Source organism: Shewanella sp. SM95 (assembly GCF_025653595.1).
GTDB classification, from domain to species: Bacteria; Pseudomonadota; Gammaproteobacteria; order Enterobacterales; family Shewanellaceae; genus Shewanella; species Shewanella oncorhynchi.
Genome location: NZ_JAKKSE010000015.1, coordinates 45,819 through 67,103, shown reverse-complemented (window position 1 = coordinate 67,103; position 21,285 = coordinate 45,819). Strand labels below are relative to the sequence as shown.

The window sequence follows — 21,285 nt, the reverse complement described above, 5'->3', positions numbered from 1 at the left end:
ACATCTTCGTTAACAATCCACGTGATTGTTCATTTTTGGCAAGGTATGATGGCTGTCTAAAGAAGAATTGCAGTAGCGCTACGAGGGAATGATGGCATTAGACACACAAAGTCAGAGTACTGAAAAGGACTCTGCTAACTTTAGTTTTCTCAAACCATACGACCCTATTTTTATCGATTTAGCCAGCAGTGCTGAACGTGCGTTTACCAGCGATCCCAACACCACCTTAATTAAGCTGCGCCAGTTAGGGGAAGCGATGGCGCAAGATATTGCGGCTCGGTGCGGCATAGAGTTTGATGACAAAACGACTCAAGCAGATTTACTCTTCAAAATTAATCGTGAGTTAACCTTAGAGCCTGTGGTCCGCCAGTTATTTCATGCCTTAAGGATTGAAGGCAATAAAGCAACTCACCAATTTCGAACCCAACATAAAGAAGCATTAGAAGGCTTAAAGCTAGCTCGTAGCCTAGCGATTTGGTTCCATCATACATTTGGCGATCAAAAGACCGCATTTAAAGCTGGCCCGTTTGTCCCACCTGAAGATCCCAGTAAGCAACTGCAAGAGTTACAAACTCAAATTGAATTATTGCGTAGCGAACTTAACGATAACCACCAGCAATTAGCAGATAATCAGCAATTAACAACATTACTGGCCCGTGAGAAAGAAGAGTACGCGGTATTAGCTGAGCAAATGGATGCAGAGGCGCGAGCGTTGTCAAAGTTGGCCGCGCAGCATGAGCAAGCTCTCGTAGAGCAAAAGCATCAATTCGAATTACGCATTAAAGCGCTACAAGCTGAATTAGTACTGCTTGCTCAAGTCGATAACCAAGCGGCGACAAAAAACAAGAAACAACTTAGTCAGCAAGCGAGTAAAGCGGGTAATCACATTGAGTTAAGCGAAGAGTTAACTCGAGTGCTGATTGATCAGCAACTAAATGAGGCCAAGTGGATAGCGGATACCCAAAGGTTGGATTACCGCAAAGGCGCTCGGCCTGAAAAAGGTAAAAACCTCGCGATTGCAGAGTGGCCAACATGGCATAAAGGCCAGCAAGGCCGCGCTGATTATGTCCTATTTTGCGGCTTAGTCCCCGTTGCAGTGGTGGAAGCAAAAAAAGAAAACACCAACGTTGCCGGTAAAATTTCCCAAGCCGAGCGTTACTCCAAAGGCTATAAACTGATAGCGCCTCAACAAGGTGCATGGGAAATTGAGGGACGCACCGTTGCATGGGCCGATGACGAAGACGGCCATTACCATATACCCTTTGTCTACTCCTGTAATGGCCGCGAGTTTAGTAAGCAACTGGCGGAGTTATCAGGCACTTGGTTTCGCGATACCCGTAAACCCAGTAACACCAAGCGGGCGCTGCAACAGTTTCACTCGCCCGATGGCCTGCTTGATAAGCTAAAGCGCAGCCGCGAAGCCGCCGAGCAAAAACTGCAACAGGAAGGCTTTGATTACCTCGGCCTGCGCGATTACCAGCAAAAAGCTATCGCAGCTGTAGAGTCGGCTTTAGCGCAAGATAACACTCAATGTCTGCTGGCAATGGCCACAGGTACAGGCAAAACCCGCACTATTATTGGTTTGATGTATCGATTTTTAAAGACCGAGCGTTTTAGGCGTATCTTGTTTCTTGTTGATAGAACCGCCTTGGGTGAGCAAGCGTGCGACTCCTTTGACGAAGCCAAGCTTGAACAAAACAAAGTGCTGTCGTCTATCTACAATATTGCCGAGCTTGGCGATATGAAAAGTGCAGCCGAAACTCGCATTCAAGTCGCGACAGTACAAGCCATGGTCAAACGGATTTGTATGTCGGATAACCGGCCGCCGCTGGACGAGTTTGACTGCATTATTGTCGATGAAGCGCATAGAGGTTATGCCCTAGATCAGCAAATGACCGAAGGTGAACTTGCCACTCGCGATGCCAGCCAATATCTGTCCAGTTACCGGCGGGTACTCGATTACTTTGATGCGGTGCGTATCGGCTTAACCGCAACGCCTGCCAAGCATACAAGTGAGATTTTCGGTAAACCAGTTTATACCTACAGCTATCGCGAAGCGGTTGCCGACGATTGGCTCATCGACCATGAGCCACCGATCCGCTATGAAACGCTGTTAAACAAACACGGCATTAAGTTTGAAAAAGGCGAAACCGTCACCTCCATCAACACCCAAACTGGTGAAATTGAAACGGCCGATTTAGAAGACGAATTAAAGTTCGATGTTGAATCCTTTAATAAAAGGGTGATAACTGAGTCGTTTAATGAGGTCATCTGCCAAGAATTAATCAAAGAGTTAGACCCTTTTGGCGATGAGAAAACCATGATTTTTTGTGCAACCGATGTGCATGCAGACATGGTAAAACGCTTATTAGATAAAGCCTTTCTTGATATGTATGGCGATGACTACAATCAAGCGGCAGTGGCTAAAATCACCGGTCAAAGTGATAAAGTCAGCCAGTTGATACGCCAATATAAAAACGAGCGTTACCCTAATATCGCCATTACTGTTGACCTATTATCAACCGGTATCGATGTGCCTAAGATTTGTCATTTAGTGTTTTTACGTCGAGTCAAATCACGCATTCTGTATGAGCAAATGATGGGCCGTGCCACTCGCCGCTGTGACGACATAGGTAAAACGGCTTTTAAGATTTACGATCCGGTTGATATTTACAGCGCGCTTGAAGCCGTTAACACTATGAAGCCGATAGTTAAAGATCCCAACATCACCCTTGAGCAGCTGGTGGACGAGTTAAGTGACGATTCTTTTTTAGAACGCGCACTTAATACCCCAGGTGAACAAGTCGGTTCTGGTGCAGATGCAGATAGTCACACCAATAGCCATGCCCACGACGTGCTTAATCAACTTGGGCAGAAAGTGATGCGGGTGATGCGAAAAGCGACCAAAAAAGCCGAAAATAAGCCAGAGCTTAAAGCCAAGCTCGAGCAACTTGAAGAGTTATGGGGCGTAGCACCAGAGAAACTCCACCAGCATCTACATCAAATTGGCCCCAGAGAAGCGGCACAATTTTTTAAGCAGCACCAAAGTTTGATTAATCAGTTAGCCGAAGTCCGTTATCTGGTGGGCAGCGACAATATGCCGATCATCTATGAAGGGCGTGATGAGTTCATAGAGCGTCAGCAAAATTACGGTGTACACGAAAAGCCCGCTGATTACCTTGAAAGCTTCAGTCACTTCATTAAGCAAAATATTAACCAATCAGCAGCCTTGTCCGTGGTGGTAAATCGACCTAAAGATCTCACCCGAGCTCAGCTAAAAGAGGTCAAATTACTGCTTGATGAGGCTGGCTATAGCGAAGCCCACCTGCAAAGTGCGTGGCGTAAAAACACTAACCAAGATATCGCCGCCAGTATTATCGGTTATATTCGCCAAGCCGCATTGGATGAAGCCTTAGTCCCCTTTGCCCAGCGGGTGAATAACGCCATGCAACGCATTTACAGCGAACATGATTGGAACCCAAACCAACGTAAGTGGCTAGACCGCCTAGCAAAACAATTGGTGCATGAGGCTGTGATTGATAAAGCCTTTGTGAATAATCGTTTTGCCAGTGACGGTGGTGCCAAACGCTTTAACAGCGTGCTGAATGACCAACTCGATACCATTTTGGACGAGCTTAACAATTACCTGTGGCAAGTGGGCTAGCGCTTGATGGACATCGTTGTATTAATCGCGTCAATTCCGCGCTTTGAATCACTTATAACTGTCTCATTGCCTTCAGTTATAGCGCAAACTTATCAACCGAATAAAATCGTACTAGTAACTGATAAATTAGCCTTAACAGAGCAAGAGCTTGCCGCCGTTAAGGTCGTGGTTGCACCTTTTCACATTACAGTTCTTGTGAATCAGCGCGCCCAAGGCGCAGCTGGTGCTTGGAATACCGGGTTAACCTACATTGATCAACATTTCGAAGATTGCTATGTCGCTATATTAGATGACGATGATTATTGGCATCCAAACCACTTAGAAAAATGCATTAATCACTCTAAGGAGGGGCGAGCTGATGTTGTGTTATCAGGCATTTCTGTTGTTCGAGATGAAAAATTTGTTTCCGCTAACATTCCTAATAATGTTCAGCGGAGTGACTTCTTAGTTGGTAACCCTGGCTGGCAAGGTTCAAATACTTTTTGTCGATTGAAACTTTTAAAGAACGTCGGAGGCTTCAGTGATGGTCTGGTGAGCAGCAATGATAAAGATTTAGCCATCAGGATATTGGCATTGCCAGAAGTTGAAATGACCTATACACAGGCAGTTACAGTCGCTTGGAGTGTTGGTGTTCACACTAGTGCGTTATCCGCTAAGGGGTCTCTACAAAAACTAATCGGTTGTGCTCAGTTCATGGCGCTTCATGGTTATCTCATGGATGAAAATCAAAAACATCAGTATTTTGAAAGAGTGTCATCGATGTTCGATATCACAGAGCAAACAATATTGAATGAAATAAACACTAATAAGGATATTAGAATTGTTGCTGGAACATTCTCTTAAAACTACTCGCAAGTCATCGGTCGGTTTAGTATTACGTCAAATCGTAAAGCATAAATTATGCGCCCCAGAATATGTTAATGCGCCGATTATAATAGGTATAGGCTTACACAATCAGGCAGATACTCTAGCAAGAGCATTAATAAGTGCGATATCTCAAACCGTCGTTATTGAACGCAAAGCACGAATCATTATCGTGGACGACCAATCAACAGATAACTGGCAGAGCTGTTGTGCAGAACTGCGATCTCATCCTTCGGTAACGGTAATAAGTGCTTTTTGTGGTTCACCAGCGAGGATGAGGAATCAAATACTTGATTATGCAGCAACGTCCAAGGCGAAATGGGTTGCTAGACTTGATGCCGATGATGCCTTCGACAATCTCAAAAGTGTTGAGTCATTATGGGTCAAAGGAGAGGCGAAACAGGTTGATTTCGTCTTGGGGAGTAATAGATTAATCCTCGATGGGAAGACATTACCTCAGATAAACATAGCTGACCCAGAGTTGCTATTAAATCCTCACAAACTTGTCGCTTTTATCGACGACTTTTGCCGGGGGAAAGTGAGCAATGAACTCCCTTCATGTAACTTACTCATCAGCACCAAGGTCACTGAGCGCTATCCAAATATTCGCAGTGCTGAGGATCATTGGTTTGTTACTAGATTGTTGTTATTACCTCAGTTTACGGGTGAAGTTGTCAGTTATCCTTGCTATGCGATATATACTTTGGGGGGGACTGATACCCAAAGTAATAAGAAAAAAGATCTTTGGAAAGAGCAACGCCAGCGTTTGGCTTATGTTGCAAAGCAATGGTTGTTAGCGATAGAGTCCAATGACGACTATTTAGGCTCAGGGCAAGAAGGGATTGTGATTCAAAATGGGAATAAAATAGAGAAACAGTTTTATCCATGGGCGATTAATGATGAGCACGTCGCTTGGCTTAAACAGGCATTACCCAACAATAGCCTTGTACCGCAAGTCGAGTGGAGAAAGCACCAGGAATGCTGGAGCTACAGTACACCAGATTTAGGCTCTACAGAACTCAAACTGCCCTTGTCCTCTGTTGTGATTGGCCAATTTCTGCAGGGAATGTACACCGCAGGGATCTGCGGTATGAATATTAAAAGAGATAATATTCGTCAACTACCGGATGGTAGCCTTCACTATATTGATATAGGCAGTGACATTCAGCCCCTAACATCAAGTAAGTTTCTGGACATGGCGGCGCGCCTGTATGCGATTGCCATATTACAACTACCCGATGAAGAATTAGTCAGGCGCGAATCATATATTGCTCAAGATAAAACATTGCAGCAACTGACAGGTTTTTCAGACTTCTATTTGGCACTGATTGAGGCATTGCATCCTCATGTTCACCTAGTAAACACCCAAGCGTTGACAGGGTTCAAAGCTTGCCACGACAAAGAGACCACTCTACTCATTAAAGCCTGTGCGCAAGATGCTGAGATATTATTCTCACAAGTCAGTCATATTGTTACTCAGCTCAACTACCCCTTGAGATTTAAACGAGTCATCTTACTGCTCGATAGTTATCGGGGGCCTTTTTTACGCCAGTTTCACCCCGGTAATTTCAATACACTGAATCTTGCTGCCAACACACTACTTAGGGAGCAGCTTATTGATGAGATTCTTGTTGCGCCAACTTGCAAGTCACAAATACAGGAGACTTACGGCCAATGGTTTGGAACCTCTAAGATCACCCACTCTCACACAGAGAAACTAGCGCCTCTTTTTTCTCAACTGTGGGCTTTTGATCAAATTGAAACGCGTTATGTTTTGCAGTGTGATTGTGACGTACTAGTGGGGCGAAAAGATTGGCAACATAATTACTTGGCAGAAATGAAAACCGAATTACTAGACCCAAAAGTGATTAGTGTCGGCTTCAATATACCTAAGTCAACGGATAACTTTTTACCTTATTTCGGGCAAAGCGGGGAGTTTGCACCCGAAGTGAGAATGGGATTGTTGGATCTCGAAAAAGTGAAAGCGCTACAGCCGATAGCCAACCCAATTGCTAATGGCAAATATACCTTAACTTGGCATAGAGCATTGCAAGCTAGGCAGCAGCTAGATGACTTGTGTTCGTTACGTGGCGGTGATCCTAACGCTTTCTACATTCACCCTCGCAATGAAGACAAGGCATTTATTGATTTTGCTGTTGTTCGAGATTGTATAGCTCAAGGTTTATATCCAAACACACAACAAGAACAGTTTGACTTAGTTGCCAATGCCGATTGGCGGTACCCGCCGAGAAATGAACCCGTTATCTTTTTAGTAAAGGGGCGGTATACCGCTATTGAAAAGCTGGTACGATGCCTTGATAGCTTAAGAGCGCAGACACTTCAGTCGTTCGGCATTGTGTTAATCGATGATGCTAGTGGCTATGTTAACAATTGGCACTACCCGCTAGTTCTGGGCTCATTGAAGTCTAAAACGACCCTCATTCGTCGCGAAAAACACCAAGGACATATACCTAACTTTGTCTACGCCATATCTGAAATATGCACCAACGATGACAGCATGATAGTGATCTTAGATCAAGATGATTGCTTAATGCGTAAAGACGTAGTGCAAAATATCTATAACGCCGCGAATCAGGGGGCCGATCTAGTGCATATGCCGATGTTTAGGCCAAATAAACCGTTAAAGCTGTACAAACCTGAATATACCGAAGTGAGGTATAAAGGTGGTGGTAACGTTTGGGCCCATCAACGAGCTTTTAAAAAGTCATTATTTGATAAAGTCCCTCTCACTTACTTTAAGAACGGTAACGAATGGATATCATCAGTAACGGATTATGCGACTATGTTGCCGATGACTGAATTGGCAAAAGTCCCTATGTTCGTGGACCAGGGCTATACATACTTTCACCAGCGAGGCGAATACCCCAAAGCATTGAAGGTCGAGCAAGTCAAACTACTCGAAGAGATCTTTGCGAAAGCGCCCTTAGGTACTTAGCAAAAGGGATTGTTGACACCATGCAAGAGTATATTGAATCCGAGCGATTTCGAAAGATGCTTCATGGTTGAATAGCCACCAGTTTTTGGAACGATGTGATTTACGATCTAAATGGAATAAGGGCTCAAGTGCAGTCAATGTGTCTATGGAGAGGTGCTCTAACCAGCATTTTGCAGAGATAGTTGATAGCCGAACAAGTGCTTTGGTATTGGCAGGCTGTTGCTGTAATTCGAGTAATAAGCGATCAGGATTTGCAATCCAATCATGCCCTATAGGATTCGATTTAAGCGTTAAGTCTGGCCATGTAATGGGAAACTGTTGGCATAGATTAAGGGCAATGCGACGTTCACCTAGCCAATTATGGTAATGGCTTGGGACAACTTGATTAGGTGCCCAACAGGTTGTTTTCACTAACGACGGAAGTAATGTCATACCAATGACATTAATATATTTTTCTGATGTCTGAGTGAGCGCATGCAGTGTAGTTAGTCCAACCGATGCTATTTGCTTCAAAGCAGAACTTAACTCTAGATAGCTTTGTGCTAATTGCATTGAAAATGATTTGGTTGCCAGAATGCCATTTATACAACGAGGAGAATCGGATTTCGCTAGCATTGCATTATAAATGCGACTTGCGGTGGTCAGCTCTTCAAAGCCATGGTTAAACACCACTACGTTAGTATGAAATTGTAATGACGACGTATGAAAAGTGTCATTCTTAGGCCCATTTCCAATGAGTTGCCAAGGCATTGATGGTTGGTAGTCATTTCTGTTGGGCATGATCAATCGCGAGTTTCAATTTACGTAACTCACATAGTATGAGTTACAAGCAAGGAGCAAAAGTACATCGTGAAAATTTGGAATTTACAAAAGAGCAATCAAACAACTTTTCGATACCCGAAAGATTACCCAACTAAGTATATCGCATTGGTTCGCGCGAAGTTTGCAGTGAAAAAAATACTACGTTGGGTGAGGGTTCAAAAGCTTTCCACAATGATGCTGGGAGGGCAATATCATACCTCGCATGAGTTAATTGAAATCGATATTACATATCAATGTAACTTAAAATGTAATAACTGCAATCGTTCCTCCGCCCAAGCACCTGATAATATTCATATAAATTTAAGCCAGATAGTTAATTTTGTTGAGCAATCATTACAACGAAAAACACCATGGAAACGCATTAGGATCTTAGGTGGCGAGCCGACTTTACACCCAGAGTTTCAATCCATAATTGAACAACTATTAGTTCTGAAAACCCATCATCCTGACACGGTTATTGAGTTGGTCACAAACGGTTATGGTCGAAAGGTCAATGCCGCGCTAGAAAACCTACCAGAAGGTATATGGGTTGAAAACTCATATAAAACCGGTAATGTTCAGCCGAGTTTTGGGCCATTCAATATGGCTCCGCAGGACAGTGTTTTATACAAATTTGCCGATTATAGCAACGGGTGCGATATAGCAAGCAGCTGCGGTATGGGGCTCACTCCGCAAGGTTATTATCCTTGTGCAGTTGCTGGTGGAATAGATCGAGTGTTGGGCTTACACAGAGGCCGACAATCGCTCCCCTCTCCTAGTGATGAGATGAGAGATTTGATGGACATTGCTTGTCGATTGTGTGGTCGATTTTATGATGGGCACTACGTACCTGAAAAATTACGTCCATCTTTGGAAGTTCAAAAGAATTCTCGCTCTTGGGATAAGCATTACCAAGATTGGGCTAAAAGACGAATAGACATCCAATAATATGAGTGACTTGTAGAAATAAGTATTTCTCTACATGTCACTGAACACAAAACGGCAGTCCTAACGCTCCTTTGATATTGACGCTATCGACATGAGTCCCAAAATAATCCAAACATGTCGATTAAACTAGGTTTTGTCAACATGTTTTCTTTACATGTCGATTGAATCGACATAAGCTCACCGCAATCTCTATTTATGTCGATAAAAGAAGGTTTTTTAAACATGGAATGGCAAGCTGAACAAGCATACAACCATTTACCGCCACTACCGCTAGATAGCGCACTCGCGGAGTTGGCCGAAACCTTACCTATACTCAAAGCCTGTATTCCTGCCCGTGCCGCCCTTGCAGAGCTAAAACAAGCAGGTGAGCTGCTACCTAATCAGGGTCTGCTCATCAACTTACTGCCACTGCTCGAAGCCCAAGGCAGTAGCGAGATTGAAAATATTGTCACCACCACCGACAAGCTGTTTCAGTATGCCCAAGAAGATAGCCAAGCGGACCCTATGACCAAAGAAGCGCTACGTTATCGCACTGCGCTTTATCAAGGCTTTACTCAGCTAAGCAACCGCCCCCTGTGTGTCACTACCGCATTAGAAATCTGCAGCACTATTAAGTCCGTGCAGATGGACGTGCGTAAAGTGCCTGGTACTAGCTTAACGAATCAGGCCACAGGTGAGGTTATTTATACGCCACCAGCAGGCGAGAGTGTCATTCGTGACTTACTCAGTAACTGGGAAGCCTTTTTGCATAATCAAGATGATGTTGATCCACTGATCAAAATGGCCATGGCCCATTACCAGTTTGAAGCTATCCATCCTTTTATCGATGGTAATGGTCGTACGGGTCGTGTGCTCAATATTCTCTACCTGATCGACCAACAATTACTCAGCGCACCTATCTTGTATCTGAGCCGCTATATTGTCGCGAATAAGCAAGACTATTACCGTTTATTGCTTAACGTGACGACTCAGCAACAGTGGCAACCGTGGATCATCTTTATCCTTAACGCTGTCGAGCAAACGGCTAAATGGACCACCCTTAAAATTGCCGCAGCGCGCGAACTCATCGCCCATACCACAGAATATGTGCGTCAGCAGCTACCCAAAATTTACAGCCATGAGTTGGTACAAGTGATTTTTGAGCAACCTTATTGCCGTATTCAAAACCTTGTCGAAAGTGGCTTAGCCAAACGTCAAACCGCCTCAGTCTACTTAAAGCAGTTATGCGACATCGGCGTGCTTGAAGAGGTGCAATCGGGTAAAGAGAAGCTGTTTGTCCACCCTAAATTTGTCACTTTGATGACCAAAGACAGTAACCAGTTCAGCCGTTATGAGCTTTGAACAGGGTAATGTAAACAGGTCATTAAACGCTAGGTGATGACAGCCAATAAGCTTGAACCTATTTATAAACCACATACCTAAGCCTAATGCATCAATCATTAGCCAAATTACAACATTGAGAATCCCATGAGCATAACAAGCAGCAACAGCGATATCGTCCAAAAACTTTGGAACCTGTGTGATGTACTGCGCGACGACGGCATTAACTATTCCGATTACGTTACCGAACTGGTGTTATTACTGTTTATCAAAATGGTGCACGAAAATACCGAGGCAGGTTTACTCAATAAACACACCTTGCCAAGCGGCTGCCGCTGGTCTGACTTAAACGATAAAGATGGCCTCAACCTACTTGATGATTACAAACGCATTTTACTCACCCTATCGACGGGCAAAGACAGTGAAGGCAATACCCTACACGCCGATCCGCTGATTTTAGCCATTTATGCCGATGCGCAAACCCGCCTGCGTGAGCCACGCCATTTAAAGCAGCTGATAAAATCACTGGATTCGATTGACTGGTTCAGCGCCCAAAAAGACGGTTTAGGTGACTTATACGAAGGCTTGTTAGAAAAAAACGCCAACGAGACTAAATCCGGTGCGGGCCAATACTTTACCCCGCGTGCATTAATCGACTCTATGGTGCGGGTCATTAACCCGCAAGCGGGCGAAGTGATTCAAGATCCCGCCGCTGGTACTGCAGGTTTTTTAATTGCCGCCGATAGCTACATTAAAGCGCAAACCGATGATCTGTATGATTTAACCGACAAACAAAAAGAGTTTCAAAAAAACCACGCCTTTGTCGGTGTCGAGCTTGTGCCCTCCACCCGCCGTTTAGCGTTAATGAACTGTCTACTCCATGGCATGGAAGGTGACGATGAAGGCGTAGTGCATTTAGGTAACTCCTTGGGTCAAGTCGGTATGAGTTTACCCAAGGCCGATATTATCTTGGCTAACCCGCCCTTTGGCACCAGTAAGGGTGGTGATGCCTCCATCACCCGTGACGACTTAACCTATCCCACCAGCAACAAACAGCTGGCGTTTTTACAGCACATTTACCGCAACCTAAAGCCTGGTGGCCGCGCCGCCGTGGTATTGCCAGATAACGTCTTGTTTGAAGCGGGCGTCGGTACTGACGTGCGCCGCGACTTAATGCACAAGTGCAACCTACACACTATTTTGCGTCTGCCGACAGGCATCTTCTACGCCGCTGGCGTGAAAACCAACGTCTTGTTTTTCACTAAAGGCAGTACCAAAAACAAGTTACAAGAGGAAAACTGCACCACTAACACTTGGGTGTATGACCTGCGTACTAACATGCCTAACTTTGGTAAACGCACCCCCTTTGGTGAACAACACTTAACCCCGTTTGAAGTTGTGTGTAATGTCCCACTTATTGAACGTAAAGAGGGAGAGTGGAGCTTCAATGCCGAAGAAGCGGAAGTTGATGATTCAGTTGTTAATCAAGGCATAGACACAAGCGAGAAAGCGCAGCGAATAGCCGACAGCCTTGAGCGGCCCTTAGAAAAGAGTCGTTGGCGCGTATTCAGTCGTGAGTTTATCCGCGACACCAAAGGTGACTCACTGGATATTTCATGGCTCAAAGATGCTAATAGCGTTGATGCCGCCGACTTAGGCACCCCAGAAGAATTGGCATGCGAAGCTATGACAGAACTCAAAGGCGCATTGGCGGATCTTGAAGCTTTGGTTAACTCATTAGCTGGTGGGGTGAGAGAATGAGTTGGAATATGCCTAAAGAATGGAAAATGGTCACTCTTAATGACATATGTGACAAAGTAACTGATGGCTCACATAATCCACCAAAAGAGACTGAAACAGGTCTTCCAATGTTAAGTGCTAAGAATATTCATGATGGAATCATTGATTTTCAGGCAACGCATAGGTTAATACCTGTAGAGCAATTCCAAACTGAGGATAGAAGAACATCGGTAACTACTGGGGATATTTTATTAACAATAGTTGGAGCTTTAGGGCGCGTAGCTGTAGTGCCAAATGACTTTCAAAAGTTCACCCTGCAGCGAAGTGTCGCAGTTCTCGCAGCCCCCCAAATTGACTCTAATTTTTTCGGTTTAGCGTTAAAAGATAGTTCTTTTCAATCTCAAATTTTTGATAATGCTAAAGGGACAGCACAAAAAGGAATATATTTAAAAAAGTTAAGAGAACTAACTGTAATGCTCCCCCCACTAGCCGAACAAAAAGTGATTGCCGACAAGCTGGATGAACTGCTAGCACAGGTGGAAAGTACCAAAGCCCGCCTCGATGCCATCCCCGCCATCTTAAAATCCTTCCGCCAATCCGTCCTCGCCGCCGCAGTGAGTGGAAAATTGACAGAAGAAAATGAAGAGAGGAATTTTAAAACTCTAGGTGAAGCTGGTGTAACAGTTAAAACTGGCCCCTTCGGTAGTGCGTTACACAAAAAAGAATATGTAATCGATGGGATTCCCTTAATTAACCCAATGCATATAAATAATGGAGCAATAGCACCTGCCAATCATATGACTGTAACTAAAGATAAGTTTGCTGAGTTAAGCTCTTGGAAGCTTGAACCTGGTGACATTGTTTTAGGCCGCAGAGGTGAAATGGGGAGAGCTGCAGTTGTACCCGAAGAAAGTAAACCTATGCTATGTGGCACTGGTTCAATGGTTCTACGTGCAGACAGATCTGTTCTTCCAGAATATTTATGCTCCATTCTACGCTCAACCGTTGCGATTAATTACTTTAATAAAGACGCTGTGGGTTCAACCATGGTGAATTTAAACCAGAAAGTGATTAAGGGGTTAGAAGTTTTCTTTCCCCCCTACGATGAACAAGTCAAAATCGTCCGTCGTGTCGAAGAGTTATTCGCCTTCGCCGATAAAGTCGAAGCGCAGGTCAATGCCGCACAAACACGGGTTAATAATCTCACTCAGTCGATACTCGCCAAAGCTTTTCGCGGCGAACTGACTGCCGACTGGCGCGCCGCTAACCCTGAACTTATTTGCGGCGAGAACAGCGCTACAGCACTGCTTGAACGCATTAAAGCCGAACGTGAAGCACTATCTGTTAAAACGAAGCCTGCTAAAAAGGCAAAAGCATAATGGGTGTTATTTATAGTTTGAATTTAGCTGGTGGTGCAGAACAAACCGAAATTGCTCGTATCATCCCTGATACTCGGCCTTCGGCCCTGCTTTCAGCAGTCCAAAATCGTTCCCGACGATTTTGTGTCCGTCGTGTCGAAGCGCTGTTCGCCTTTGCAAAGCACATCCTTGTGCTTTGCCCTGCGGGCCAGCGTACCGCTGTCCAAGATGGATCCCGTCCATCTTGTGCCGATAAAGTTGAAGCTCAGGTCAATGCAGCACAATTACGGGTCAACAATCTCACTCAGTCGATACTCGCTAAAGCCTTCCGCGGCGAACTGACTGCCGATTGGCGTACTGCAAATCCTGAACTGATATCCGGTGACAACAGCGCCGAAGCCTTGCTAAAACGAATCAAAGCTGAACGCGCTAAGCTTAAGCCGGTAAAGAAAACAACAGCTAAAAAGGCAAAAGCATGACGAATCAGTTAACTGCTAAAGCCTTCAGAGGTGAACTAACCGCCGATTACAAACTACTTCCCTGTAGTTTGCCCTTCGGGCCGACCTGTGGTCATTCAAAATGGCTCCCGACCATTTTGTGGCGTGCTGCGAACCCTGAACTGATATCAGGTGATAACAGCGCCGAGGCTTTGCTGAAACGTATCAAAGCTTAACGCGCCCGAGAGGTAAGCAGCCAAAATCAAAATACTCAATCCATGCAGTGTGTACTTATTGTGAGTCAGTGATAAATTTTTCAATGATGTTTGTAACTTGCTTGAGACAGTCAACTTCAACCAATAAAAGGATTTAAAATATGAGCAATTTAGCAGAGTTTAGGAGAAATCCATTTGTGCAATCCGAGTACGCTTTGGCAACAGGGCGTACTGTCGACAATTTGCTGAACCGATCTGAAAGCATGAATGGTAATACGAAATTCAGCACTTTTCTGCAAGCAACGTGGACTACGACTAGCCCTATCGACTGGTTGTCTGAAGATGACGCGCTGAGCGCAAGTATTGCAGGATTAAGAAGTGCGGCAGAAATGATTGCCAGTCTGGAAGCCAGCGTGGATATGCCTTATCCAGAAATATTAAAAAAATTTGAACGTAGGCATAGCACCAGTGATTTAGAAAAGATCTTTGATTGCGCCGTCGGTGAAGATTGGGCTGCGGCGACTAAAGGGGACATTAAGCCCTTATTGTTAGAGTTTGATTGGTGGTGCAGCTATTTAGATGAGCTCGATTTAGATATTCAACTTGGTTCAGCAACTCAGTTATTGGAATCGCTAAATGGAACCATGTTTAAACAATTTAGAAGATTAGCCGATCTTGCTCAAGCAGGTGCAGCTAACTGGGATTTGGATGCGCCGATATTTGAAAATATCGCCAATGGATGGAGTGAGCATTCTAAAGATTTTATTGCCGAGTGGCTCACCCATGCTAACTATGAGTCCTATTACAATGCAAAAACCTTGAGGGAGTATAAGTCTTTATATACTTGGATGTTTTTGTCAATTAACGCAGAAATCTATGGTTATGACAGCCATATGTGGGCGACTCAAAAACAGTGGGCAGCAATGGGGTACGAACTAAAGCCAAATGCCAATGCGACTCCCGTTTTTCATTATTTCAAGTTAGGTAGTGAAGATGAGTTAGACAGTGAGAATGCTACATTTGAAAGTACGTTCGGCCGCAAGGTTTCATTAGTCTATAACGCGGATGAGGTTATTGGTTACACTGGTAAAAGTTTTGAAGATACCAAAGTGCAAGAATTGCCTGTCCTCGCAAGCCGAATTCAGGAATTGACACAAGCGCCAGAAAATATGCTTGTGATACAGCACACCCATAATGGTGAGGCTTGTTTCCATTATCACGATGACTATATTGAAGTGCCGCGTAAAGAGCTATTTAGGGGCAAAGATAGTACCAAGGCTTATTATGCTACTTTACTACATGAGCTAGTGCATTGGACGGGACATGAGACAAGATTAAACCGCACTTTCGGGCAGTTCGGTGACGCAGATTATGCTTTTGAGGAGTTGGTGGCTGAGATTGGTTCTGCGTTCCTATGTGCGAGATTTGGCTTAGTCAAGAGCGTTCGTCCTAACTCACTTGCTTATATCAAAAGTTGGTTGGGTGGATTGAATGCTAAAAACACAATAAAAACCTTAGAGAAAACAGCATATTTAGCTAATAAGGCGAGTAATTATATTTATTATCCTAAACGCTATGATCGAAATAGCTAAAGCTTGATTAGAAATTAACAATAAGGTGGTTAGCCATTCGGATTTTTAAGGGTACGTAATGATTGAAAATAAAAAACTGCTTGATGTTCAATGGCTAAAACAAGCCCGAGAAAGCAGTTGGCTGTTAAGTTATCTTAATGATTACCAAGTTCCAGCCAGTGAGCCTGAAACAGTAGAGCGCCAAGACTTTAATAGCTTATTCGCAGCACAGGAGTACGCAAGTGCCGCACAAGCGTTCATTGAACAGTGTGAACAACAATGGGATGAGCCAGACCCTTTTGAAATCGCGATAGCAAAAGGCAACGCTCAATTAGTCGCCGCACTATTGGCACAAACTAATTTGGCTGCCTATGGATTTGAAAATAACTTGCTTGCCATGGCGGTTGCTTACAATCAAAGAGCCATTTTTAACCTGTTACTCTTGCATCCCGATATTGAGATCCAATGTTCATACGAGGCCAACCGCAAGGCAAGGGAGGTGGCAGAGTTTTGCGGCGTATGGGACTGGTGCGATCATTACTGCCCACAAATGTGGTTAATGGAACCCCAATATGAAGGGCTATATCCATTATTGGAGATTGACTGGCAACATTCGGTTAATGGTGATGATAGCGCCCCGCTGTTAGTGCACTTATACCGCCAGCGTGATTTTGTTGGCATGAACCGCTTGGTTGCTATCGGTGCTGAAATAAACCCCGTTTTAGATAAACGAGATACGCGAGAGCGATTGATCCATTTGGCACTTGAAGATTGGCGCGATGATAAGCTTGAAAGCCAAAAAGGGCTTAAATGGTTTGCCCGCTATATGTCTTTTCTCAATGATCCTAGCTTTGATGCTGATGTATTGTCAGATTTGCTCAGTCTGAATAAGCCGCAGATTGCGAGTCTGTTTCAGCTAGATGCAATAACTTACGCAGAGAGTGGAGCCGATGAGCAAGATGAAGCATTAAGCGAGCCTAAAACACAGTATTCGGCGCTAGAGACTGCAATTTTTACTGCCTTACCCTATTCACCACCACGCCAGCATCCCGCTTACTCTTTAACTGATGATTTACTGCGGTTAGATCTCGTTGAGTTTGTTGCAGAGGTAAAAGATCTCCAGTTTGTCATGACTGATAAGGGCATAGAATTTGGTATTTTTTATCATAATCATGCCTTTGCGCAATCGTTATTATTACCAATGCAGGTACTGGAACGACTGGATTTTAGAATGCCATTACCTATACAGGTAATGACGGCATTTCAATGCCAAGCTTGGCTACTGACATGCCCAAGTGAACTCTATCTTTGGCTTAATGTGTTGGCGCAAGATGCGGGCTACCCCCTATTTAGATCAATAAAGAATCACCCAATCTGTAATACCTCTTTTTCGCTTACATAGAGCAAACAATCACGAACCTGTAAAAACATAAAACCCAGCAAGTGCTGGGTTTTATTGGTTATTTATAACCTGCTAGAACAAGTTGAAACCTTACTCAACGTTCTGGATCTGCTCGCGCATTTGCTCAATCAGCACTTTAAGTTCAACTGCGGCTGAAGTGATTTCAGTGCTGATGGATTTAGAGGCGAGTGTGTTCGATTCGCGGTTAAATTCCTGCATCATAAAATCTAAACGGCGACCTTCGCTGCCGCCTTTTTTGAGGATACGACGAGCTTCGGCTACGTGGGCTTCGAGGCGATCCATTTCTTCGGCGACATCTTGTTTCTGAGCCAGAAGCACCATTTCTTGCTCGATGCGGGCTGGGTCGAGTTCACCTTTGATTTCCGCAAGGCGGTTGGTGAGCTTTTCGCGTTGATACAGCATTACCGTTGGCATGTGCTCGCGTACGACGGCGATTTGTTCGCTCACACCGTCTAAGCGACTTAACAGCATGTCTTTGATGGCTTCGCCTTCACGGCCACGGGCTTCGATGAATTGATCTATGGCTGAGTCGAAGGCTGTCATCAGATCGGCGCCGATGGCATCCATATCTTGTTCACCGCTCGCTAGCACGCCCGGCCAGCGCAGGATGTCGGTCAGATTGACATCGCCTTGTCCCGCTTCTTGCTTGAGCCAAGTGGCGGCGCCTAATAGCTGTTTTGCTAGCGCTTGATTCAACTGCAGCTCGTTATTGCTGTTGTCTGCCAGCTCGTAGCGCAAATTGACTTCCACTTTGCCGCGGCTTAAACGTTTACGAAGGCGGTCGCGCAGTACAGGTTCGAAGCTGCGGAATTGCTCGGGTAAACGTAGGTAAGTTTCGAGATAGCGTTGATTGACTGAGCGAATTTCCCAGGAGGCTGTGCCCCATTGTGCTTTGTGCTCGATGCGAGCGTAGGCTGTCATGCTTTGGATCATGGGTTGTCCTAATGGTGTAATCGTCATAATGAGAGGCGATTATAGAGTCAATGGCTTTAGGATTAAAGGCATACAGTAAATATACCCAAGCTACCTGAAGATACGAGTTTCAGAGCGCCTAGGGTGCTTCAATTCAAGGCGCAGCAATGACAGAATGTCGGCCACCTTTTGAATTGATGTAACACGGAAGTGAAGTGCCCTAGGCGCTCCGTCCCAGCGGCTGATGTTAACCACGGGGTAACGCACTTTATGCTGCGTTGGTTATTTTTAACTTAGCCCACTAGGTCCGCAAATAACCGCAATCGCCATGGATGGCGTGAATGCCATTTATGCAGGAGCAATAAAGGGCCTTGCCTAAAGTGCGTTAAACTCCCGCTGAATTCTGCATCTTCAGGTTGTTTGGGTATAAGGACACGGATTAGGCGTTTGAGTGTGATGAGTTTGCCAGAGAATCACCCTAAGCATGGCATCCTAAGGCTCAAGCCCTTATAATATGCAGCCAAAATCGGTCAATGACTCAGAATACAGGAATCTCGCATGCGTCCAAGTAACAGAACGCCAGCACAAACTCGTCCCATCACTATCACTCGCCAGTTTACGGCCCATGCCGAAGGTTCTGTGTTAGTGGAATTTGGCGAAACGAAAGTGCTTTGTACCGCCAGTTTTACTGAAGGTGTGCCACGTTTCCTTAAAGGTCAGGGTCAAGGCTGGGTAACGGCTGAATACGGCATGTTGCCACGTTCGACCCATAGCCGTATGGATCGTGAAGCTGCTCGCGGTAAACAATCTGGTCGTACGCAAGAAATTCAACGTCTTATCGGCCGTGCTCTACGCGCCTGTGTGGATATGAAAGCCCTAGGCGAAAACACTATCGTGATCGATTGTGATGTGATCCAAGCTGACGGTGGCACGCGCACTGCTTCTATCACTGGCGCTTGTGTGGCCTTAGTGGATGCGCTGAACTGGGCGCGTGGTAAAGGCATCATTAAATCTAACCCGCTGAAATTCCTTATCGCTGCTGTCAGCGTCGGTATTTACAAGGGTGAAGCAATAAGCGATCTAGAATATATCGAAGACAGCGCCGCCGAAACGGACATGAACGTGGTGATGACGGAAACGGGCAAGATCATCGAAATTCAAGGCACCGCCGAAGGCGAGCCATTCAGCCACGAAGAATTACTCGAACTGTTGGCATTGGCGAAGAACAGTATTCGTGAAATCGTCGATGTGCAGAAAGCCGCACTGAACTAATATTGTGGTGATGAAAAAGCCCCGTCATGTTATAGAGTGCGGGGCTTTTTATTAACTGCAGCTTTTTATCTGCAGCAAGATGCTAGTGTAAAGCAAGCCCTGTACCGAATAAAAATTCCCCATAATAAAAAACCAGTAAAATACAAAGTCGTAAGGAGATATTGTGAAAGCTTATCAACGTGAGTTTATTGAATTTGCCCTAGAACGTCAGGTGTTGCGATTTGGCGAATTTACCCTTAAATCGGGCCGTATCAGTCCTTATTTCTTCAATGCGGGTTTGTTCAATACTGGTCGTGATTTAGCGCGTCTGGGCCGTTTTTATGCCGCTGCATTAGTGGATTCTGGCATTGATTACGATTTGCTGTTTGGCCCAGCTTATAAAGGTATTCCAATTGCGACCACTACGGCGGTTGCCCTGTGTGAACACCACGATATCGATATTCCTTACTGCTTTAACCGCAAAGAGAAAAAAGATCACGGCGAAGGTGGCAGCTTAGTTGGTAGCGAGCTGAAAGGCCGCGTGATGTTGGTAGACGACGTGATCACTGCGGGTACTGCGATTCGTGAGTCTATGGAAATCATCGAAGCTCATAAAGCACAATTAGCGGGCGTGTTGATTGCTTTAGACAGACAAGAGAAAGGCAAGGGCGAGTTATCGGCTATTCAAGAGGTTGAGCGTGATTTTGGTTGTGGCATAGTGGCAATTATTAAACTTGCCGACCTAATCAGTTATTTGTCTGAAAAACCAGGGATGGAAGTGCAACTTGCCGCTGTGAGCCAGTACCGCGAGCAATACGGGATTTAAGTCTAGTGTTTGGCAGCTTGTATTGAGCAAGCGGCTATCGCAGGCTTGGTGAAATTAGTTAATCAGCCAGCATTGATCTTAGCTAGGTTGAGAAGGGTTTGATTGAGTTGGTATGAAAACAAAAAACGCTGCAATTCTATAGAAGGAATCGCAGCGTTTTTTATTGAGCTGTATTGATTGATTTCGACACGTTTTAAATCACGTTAAGTTTCAATACTTTTATTTAGACTGGTGCAAAAACTCGGCGCGAGTTGCGGGGTTAGATTTGAAAATACCGCCAAGTGCTGTGGTGGTGGTCGAACTGGTGGAGTCCATCACGCCACGGGATTTGACGCAGTAATGCACAGCATCCATTTTAACCGCAACGTCTTTGGTTTCGAGCAAGGTTTGTAGCGCGACTAACACTTGCTGAGTCAAACGCTCTTGTACCTGAGGGCGTTGAGCAAAGAAACGTACTATACGGTTAATCTTTGATAAACCAATGATTTTTTTGCGTGGCAGATAAGCTATGGTGGCAGTACCATCGATCGTCACTAAATGATGTTCGCAGGTGCTGGTGAGGCTAATGTCTTGCACTCGCACCATTTCATCGAAGCCCATCTTATTGTCGATAACCGTGATCTTAGGGAAGTTCGCATAATCTAAGCCGGAGAAGATTTCATCGACGTACATTTTAGCAATGCGGCGCGGCGTATCGGCAAGGCTATCGTCTGACAGATCCAATGACATTAATGTCAGGATTTCTTTCATATGATGTTCAATCTTGTCTTTACGTTCTTCACTGCTGTAAACGCTTGGGAGCATTGGGGTTTCAAGTCCACGTTCTAATAACGCGGCTTGTACTTTTACTGCTGCTTCACTTAATGCCATCTTATCCTCCACTACGTCGTAGCGGCTATAACAGAAAACCTATGCTGATCATCGCGTGGTACTAGGGCTGTTCAGCATCAGATACAAATTATTGTTATTCTCGCTAGGGCAAGAATAGGGGGACGAGGA

Annotated in this window: 16 protein-coding genes; 13 read left to right on the top strand and 3 right to left on the bottom strand. The window is 44.9% G+C overall.

From position 1 onward, the window contains the following. Positions 1–91 precede the first annotated feature (91 nt). Genes hsdR through L5M29_RS15825 form a run of 3 tightly spaced genes read left to right on the top strand, consistent with a single transcriptional unit; the run spans position 92 to position 7,484 of the window. Positions 92–3,664 carry a type I restriction-modification system endonuclease gene (gene hsdR / locus L5M29_RS15835; RefSeq protein WP_263168687.1) on the top strand — a complete coding sequence of 1,191 codons (3,573 nt, stop codon included), beginning with the start codon at positions 92–94 and terminating at the stop codon, positions 3,662–3,664. A 6-nt stretch (positions 3,665–3,670) separates the two neighbouring features. Next, positions 3,671–4,507, top strand: coding sequence for a glycosyltransferase family 2 protein (locus L5M29_RS15830; RefSeq protein WP_263168685.1), 837 nt, complete (start codon positions 3,671–3,673; stop codon positions 4,505–4,507). Then, entirely contained in the window at positions 4,485–7,484 is a 3,000-nt protein-coding gene (locus L5M29_RS15825; protein WP_263168684.1) for a glycosyltransferase family 2 protein, read from the top strand. The genes L5M29_RS15830 and L5M29_RS15825 overlap by 23 nt, the downstream gene beginning before the upstream one ends. Here L5M29_RS15825 and L5M29_RS15820 read toward each other — a convergent pair. Beyond that, positions 7,473–8,264 carry a hypothetical protein gene (locus tag L5M29_RS15820; protein WP_263168681.1) on the bottom strand — a complete coding sequence of 264 codons (792 nt, stop codon included), beginning with the start codon at positions 8,262–8,264 and terminating at the stop codon, positions 7,473–7,475. The two genes, L5M29_RS15825 and L5M29_RS15820, sit on opposite strands and share 12 nt — an antisense overlap. A gap of 69 nt (positions 8,265–8,333) precedes the next feature. Here L5M29_RS15820 and L5M29_RS15815 point away from each other — a divergent pair, with 69 nt between their 5' ends. From L5M29_RS15815 to L5M29_RS15780, 8 genes are all read left to right on the top strand, one after another. Then, positions 8,334–9,233, top strand: coding sequence for a radical SAM protein (locus tag L5M29_RS15815; protein ID WP_263168679.1), 900 nt, complete (start codon positions 8,334–8,336; stop codon positions 9,231–9,233). 222 nt (positions 9,234–9,455) lie between these two features. Continuing rightward, positions 9,456–10,574 (top strand): protein adenylyltransferase Fic, encoded by a 1,119-nt coding sequence (fic, locus tag L5M29_RS15810; RefSeq protein ID WP_263168677.1) that lies wholly within the window; start codon positions 9,456–9,458, stop codon positions 10,572–10,574. Between the two features lie 126 nt (positions 10,575–10,700). Beyond that, complete coding sequence (locus L5M29_RS15805; protein WP_263168675.1) at positions 10,701–12,314, top strand: type I restriction-modification system subunit M; 1,614 nt, start codon at positions 10,701–10,703, stop codon at positions 12,312–12,314. Next, positions 12,311–13,672 carry a restriction endonuclease subunit S gene (locus L5M29_RS15800; protein ID WP_263168674.1) on the top strand — a complete coding sequence of 454 codons (1,362 nt, stop codon included), beginning with the start codon at positions 12,311–12,313 and terminating at the stop codon, positions 13,670–13,672. Before L5M29_RS15805 ends, L5M29_RS15800 begins: the two co-directional genes overlap by 4 nt. Further along, positions 13,672–14,130, top strand: a complete 459-nt coding sequence (locus tag L5M29_RS15795) for a hypothetical protein (protein WP_263168672.1) — start codon at positions 13,672–13,674, stop codon at positions 14,128–14,130. Before L5M29_RS15800 ends, L5M29_RS15795 begins: the two co-directional genes overlap by 1 nt. Next, the gene (locus L5M29_RS15790) at positions 14,127–14,324 is read left to right on the top strand and encodes a hypothetical protein (RefSeq protein WP_263168671.1); all 198 of its coding nucleotides are present in this window, start codon (positions 14,127–14,129) and stop codon (positions 14,322–14,324) included. The genes L5M29_RS15795 and L5M29_RS15790 overlap by 4 nt, the downstream gene beginning before the upstream one ends. A 140-nt stretch (positions 14,325–14,464) precedes the next feature. Then, positions 14,465–15,895, top strand: a complete 1,431-nt coding sequence (locus tag L5M29_RS15785) for a zincin-like metallopeptidase domain-containing protein (RefSeq protein ID WP_263168669.1) — start codon at positions 14,465–14,467, stop codon at positions 15,893–15,895. Between the two features lie 58 nt (positions 15,896–15,953). Continuing rightward, on the top strand, positions 15,954–17,276 hold the full coding sequence (locus tag L5M29_RS15780; protein ID WP_263168667.1) for a hypothetical protein: 1,323 nt from the start codon (positions 15,954–15,956) through the stop codon (positions 17,274–17,276). A gap of 90 nt (positions 17,277–17,366) precedes the next feature. Here the strand turns inward: L5M29_RS15780 and L5M29_RS15775 are convergent, their stop codons facing one another. Next, the gene (locus L5M29_RS15775) at positions 17,367–18,230 is read right to left on the bottom strand and encodes a YicC/YloC family endoribonuclease (protein ID WP_006086670.1); all 864 of its coding nucleotides are present in this window, start codon (positions 18,228–18,230) and stop codon (positions 17,367–17,369) included. Between the two features lie 537 nt (positions 18,231–18,767). On the opposite strand from L5M29_RS15775, the gene rph reads away from it, so the two are divergent. Both rph and pyrE read left to right on the top strand, forming a co-directional pair. Then, positions 18,768–19,481, top strand: coding sequence for a ribonuclease PH (rph, locus tag L5M29_RS15770; protein ID WP_006079862.1), 714 nt, complete (start codon positions 18,768–18,770; stop codon positions 19,479–19,481). Between the two features lie 163 nt (positions 19,482–19,644). After that, positions 19,645–20,286, top strand: coding sequence for an orotate phosphoribosyltransferase (pyrE, locus tag L5M29_RS15765; protein ID WP_006079863.1), 642 nt, complete (start codon positions 19,645–19,647; stop codon positions 20,284–20,286). Between the two features lie 219 nt (positions 20,287–20,505). On the opposite strand, the gene folE is transcribed toward pyrE, so the two are convergent. Beyond that, entirely contained in the window at positions 20,506–21,156 is a 651-nt protein-coding gene (folE, locus tag L5M29_RS15760; protein ID WP_006079864.1) for a GTP cyclohydrolase I FolE, read from the bottom strand. Between the last annotated feature and the right edge of the window lie 129 nt (positions 21,157–21,285).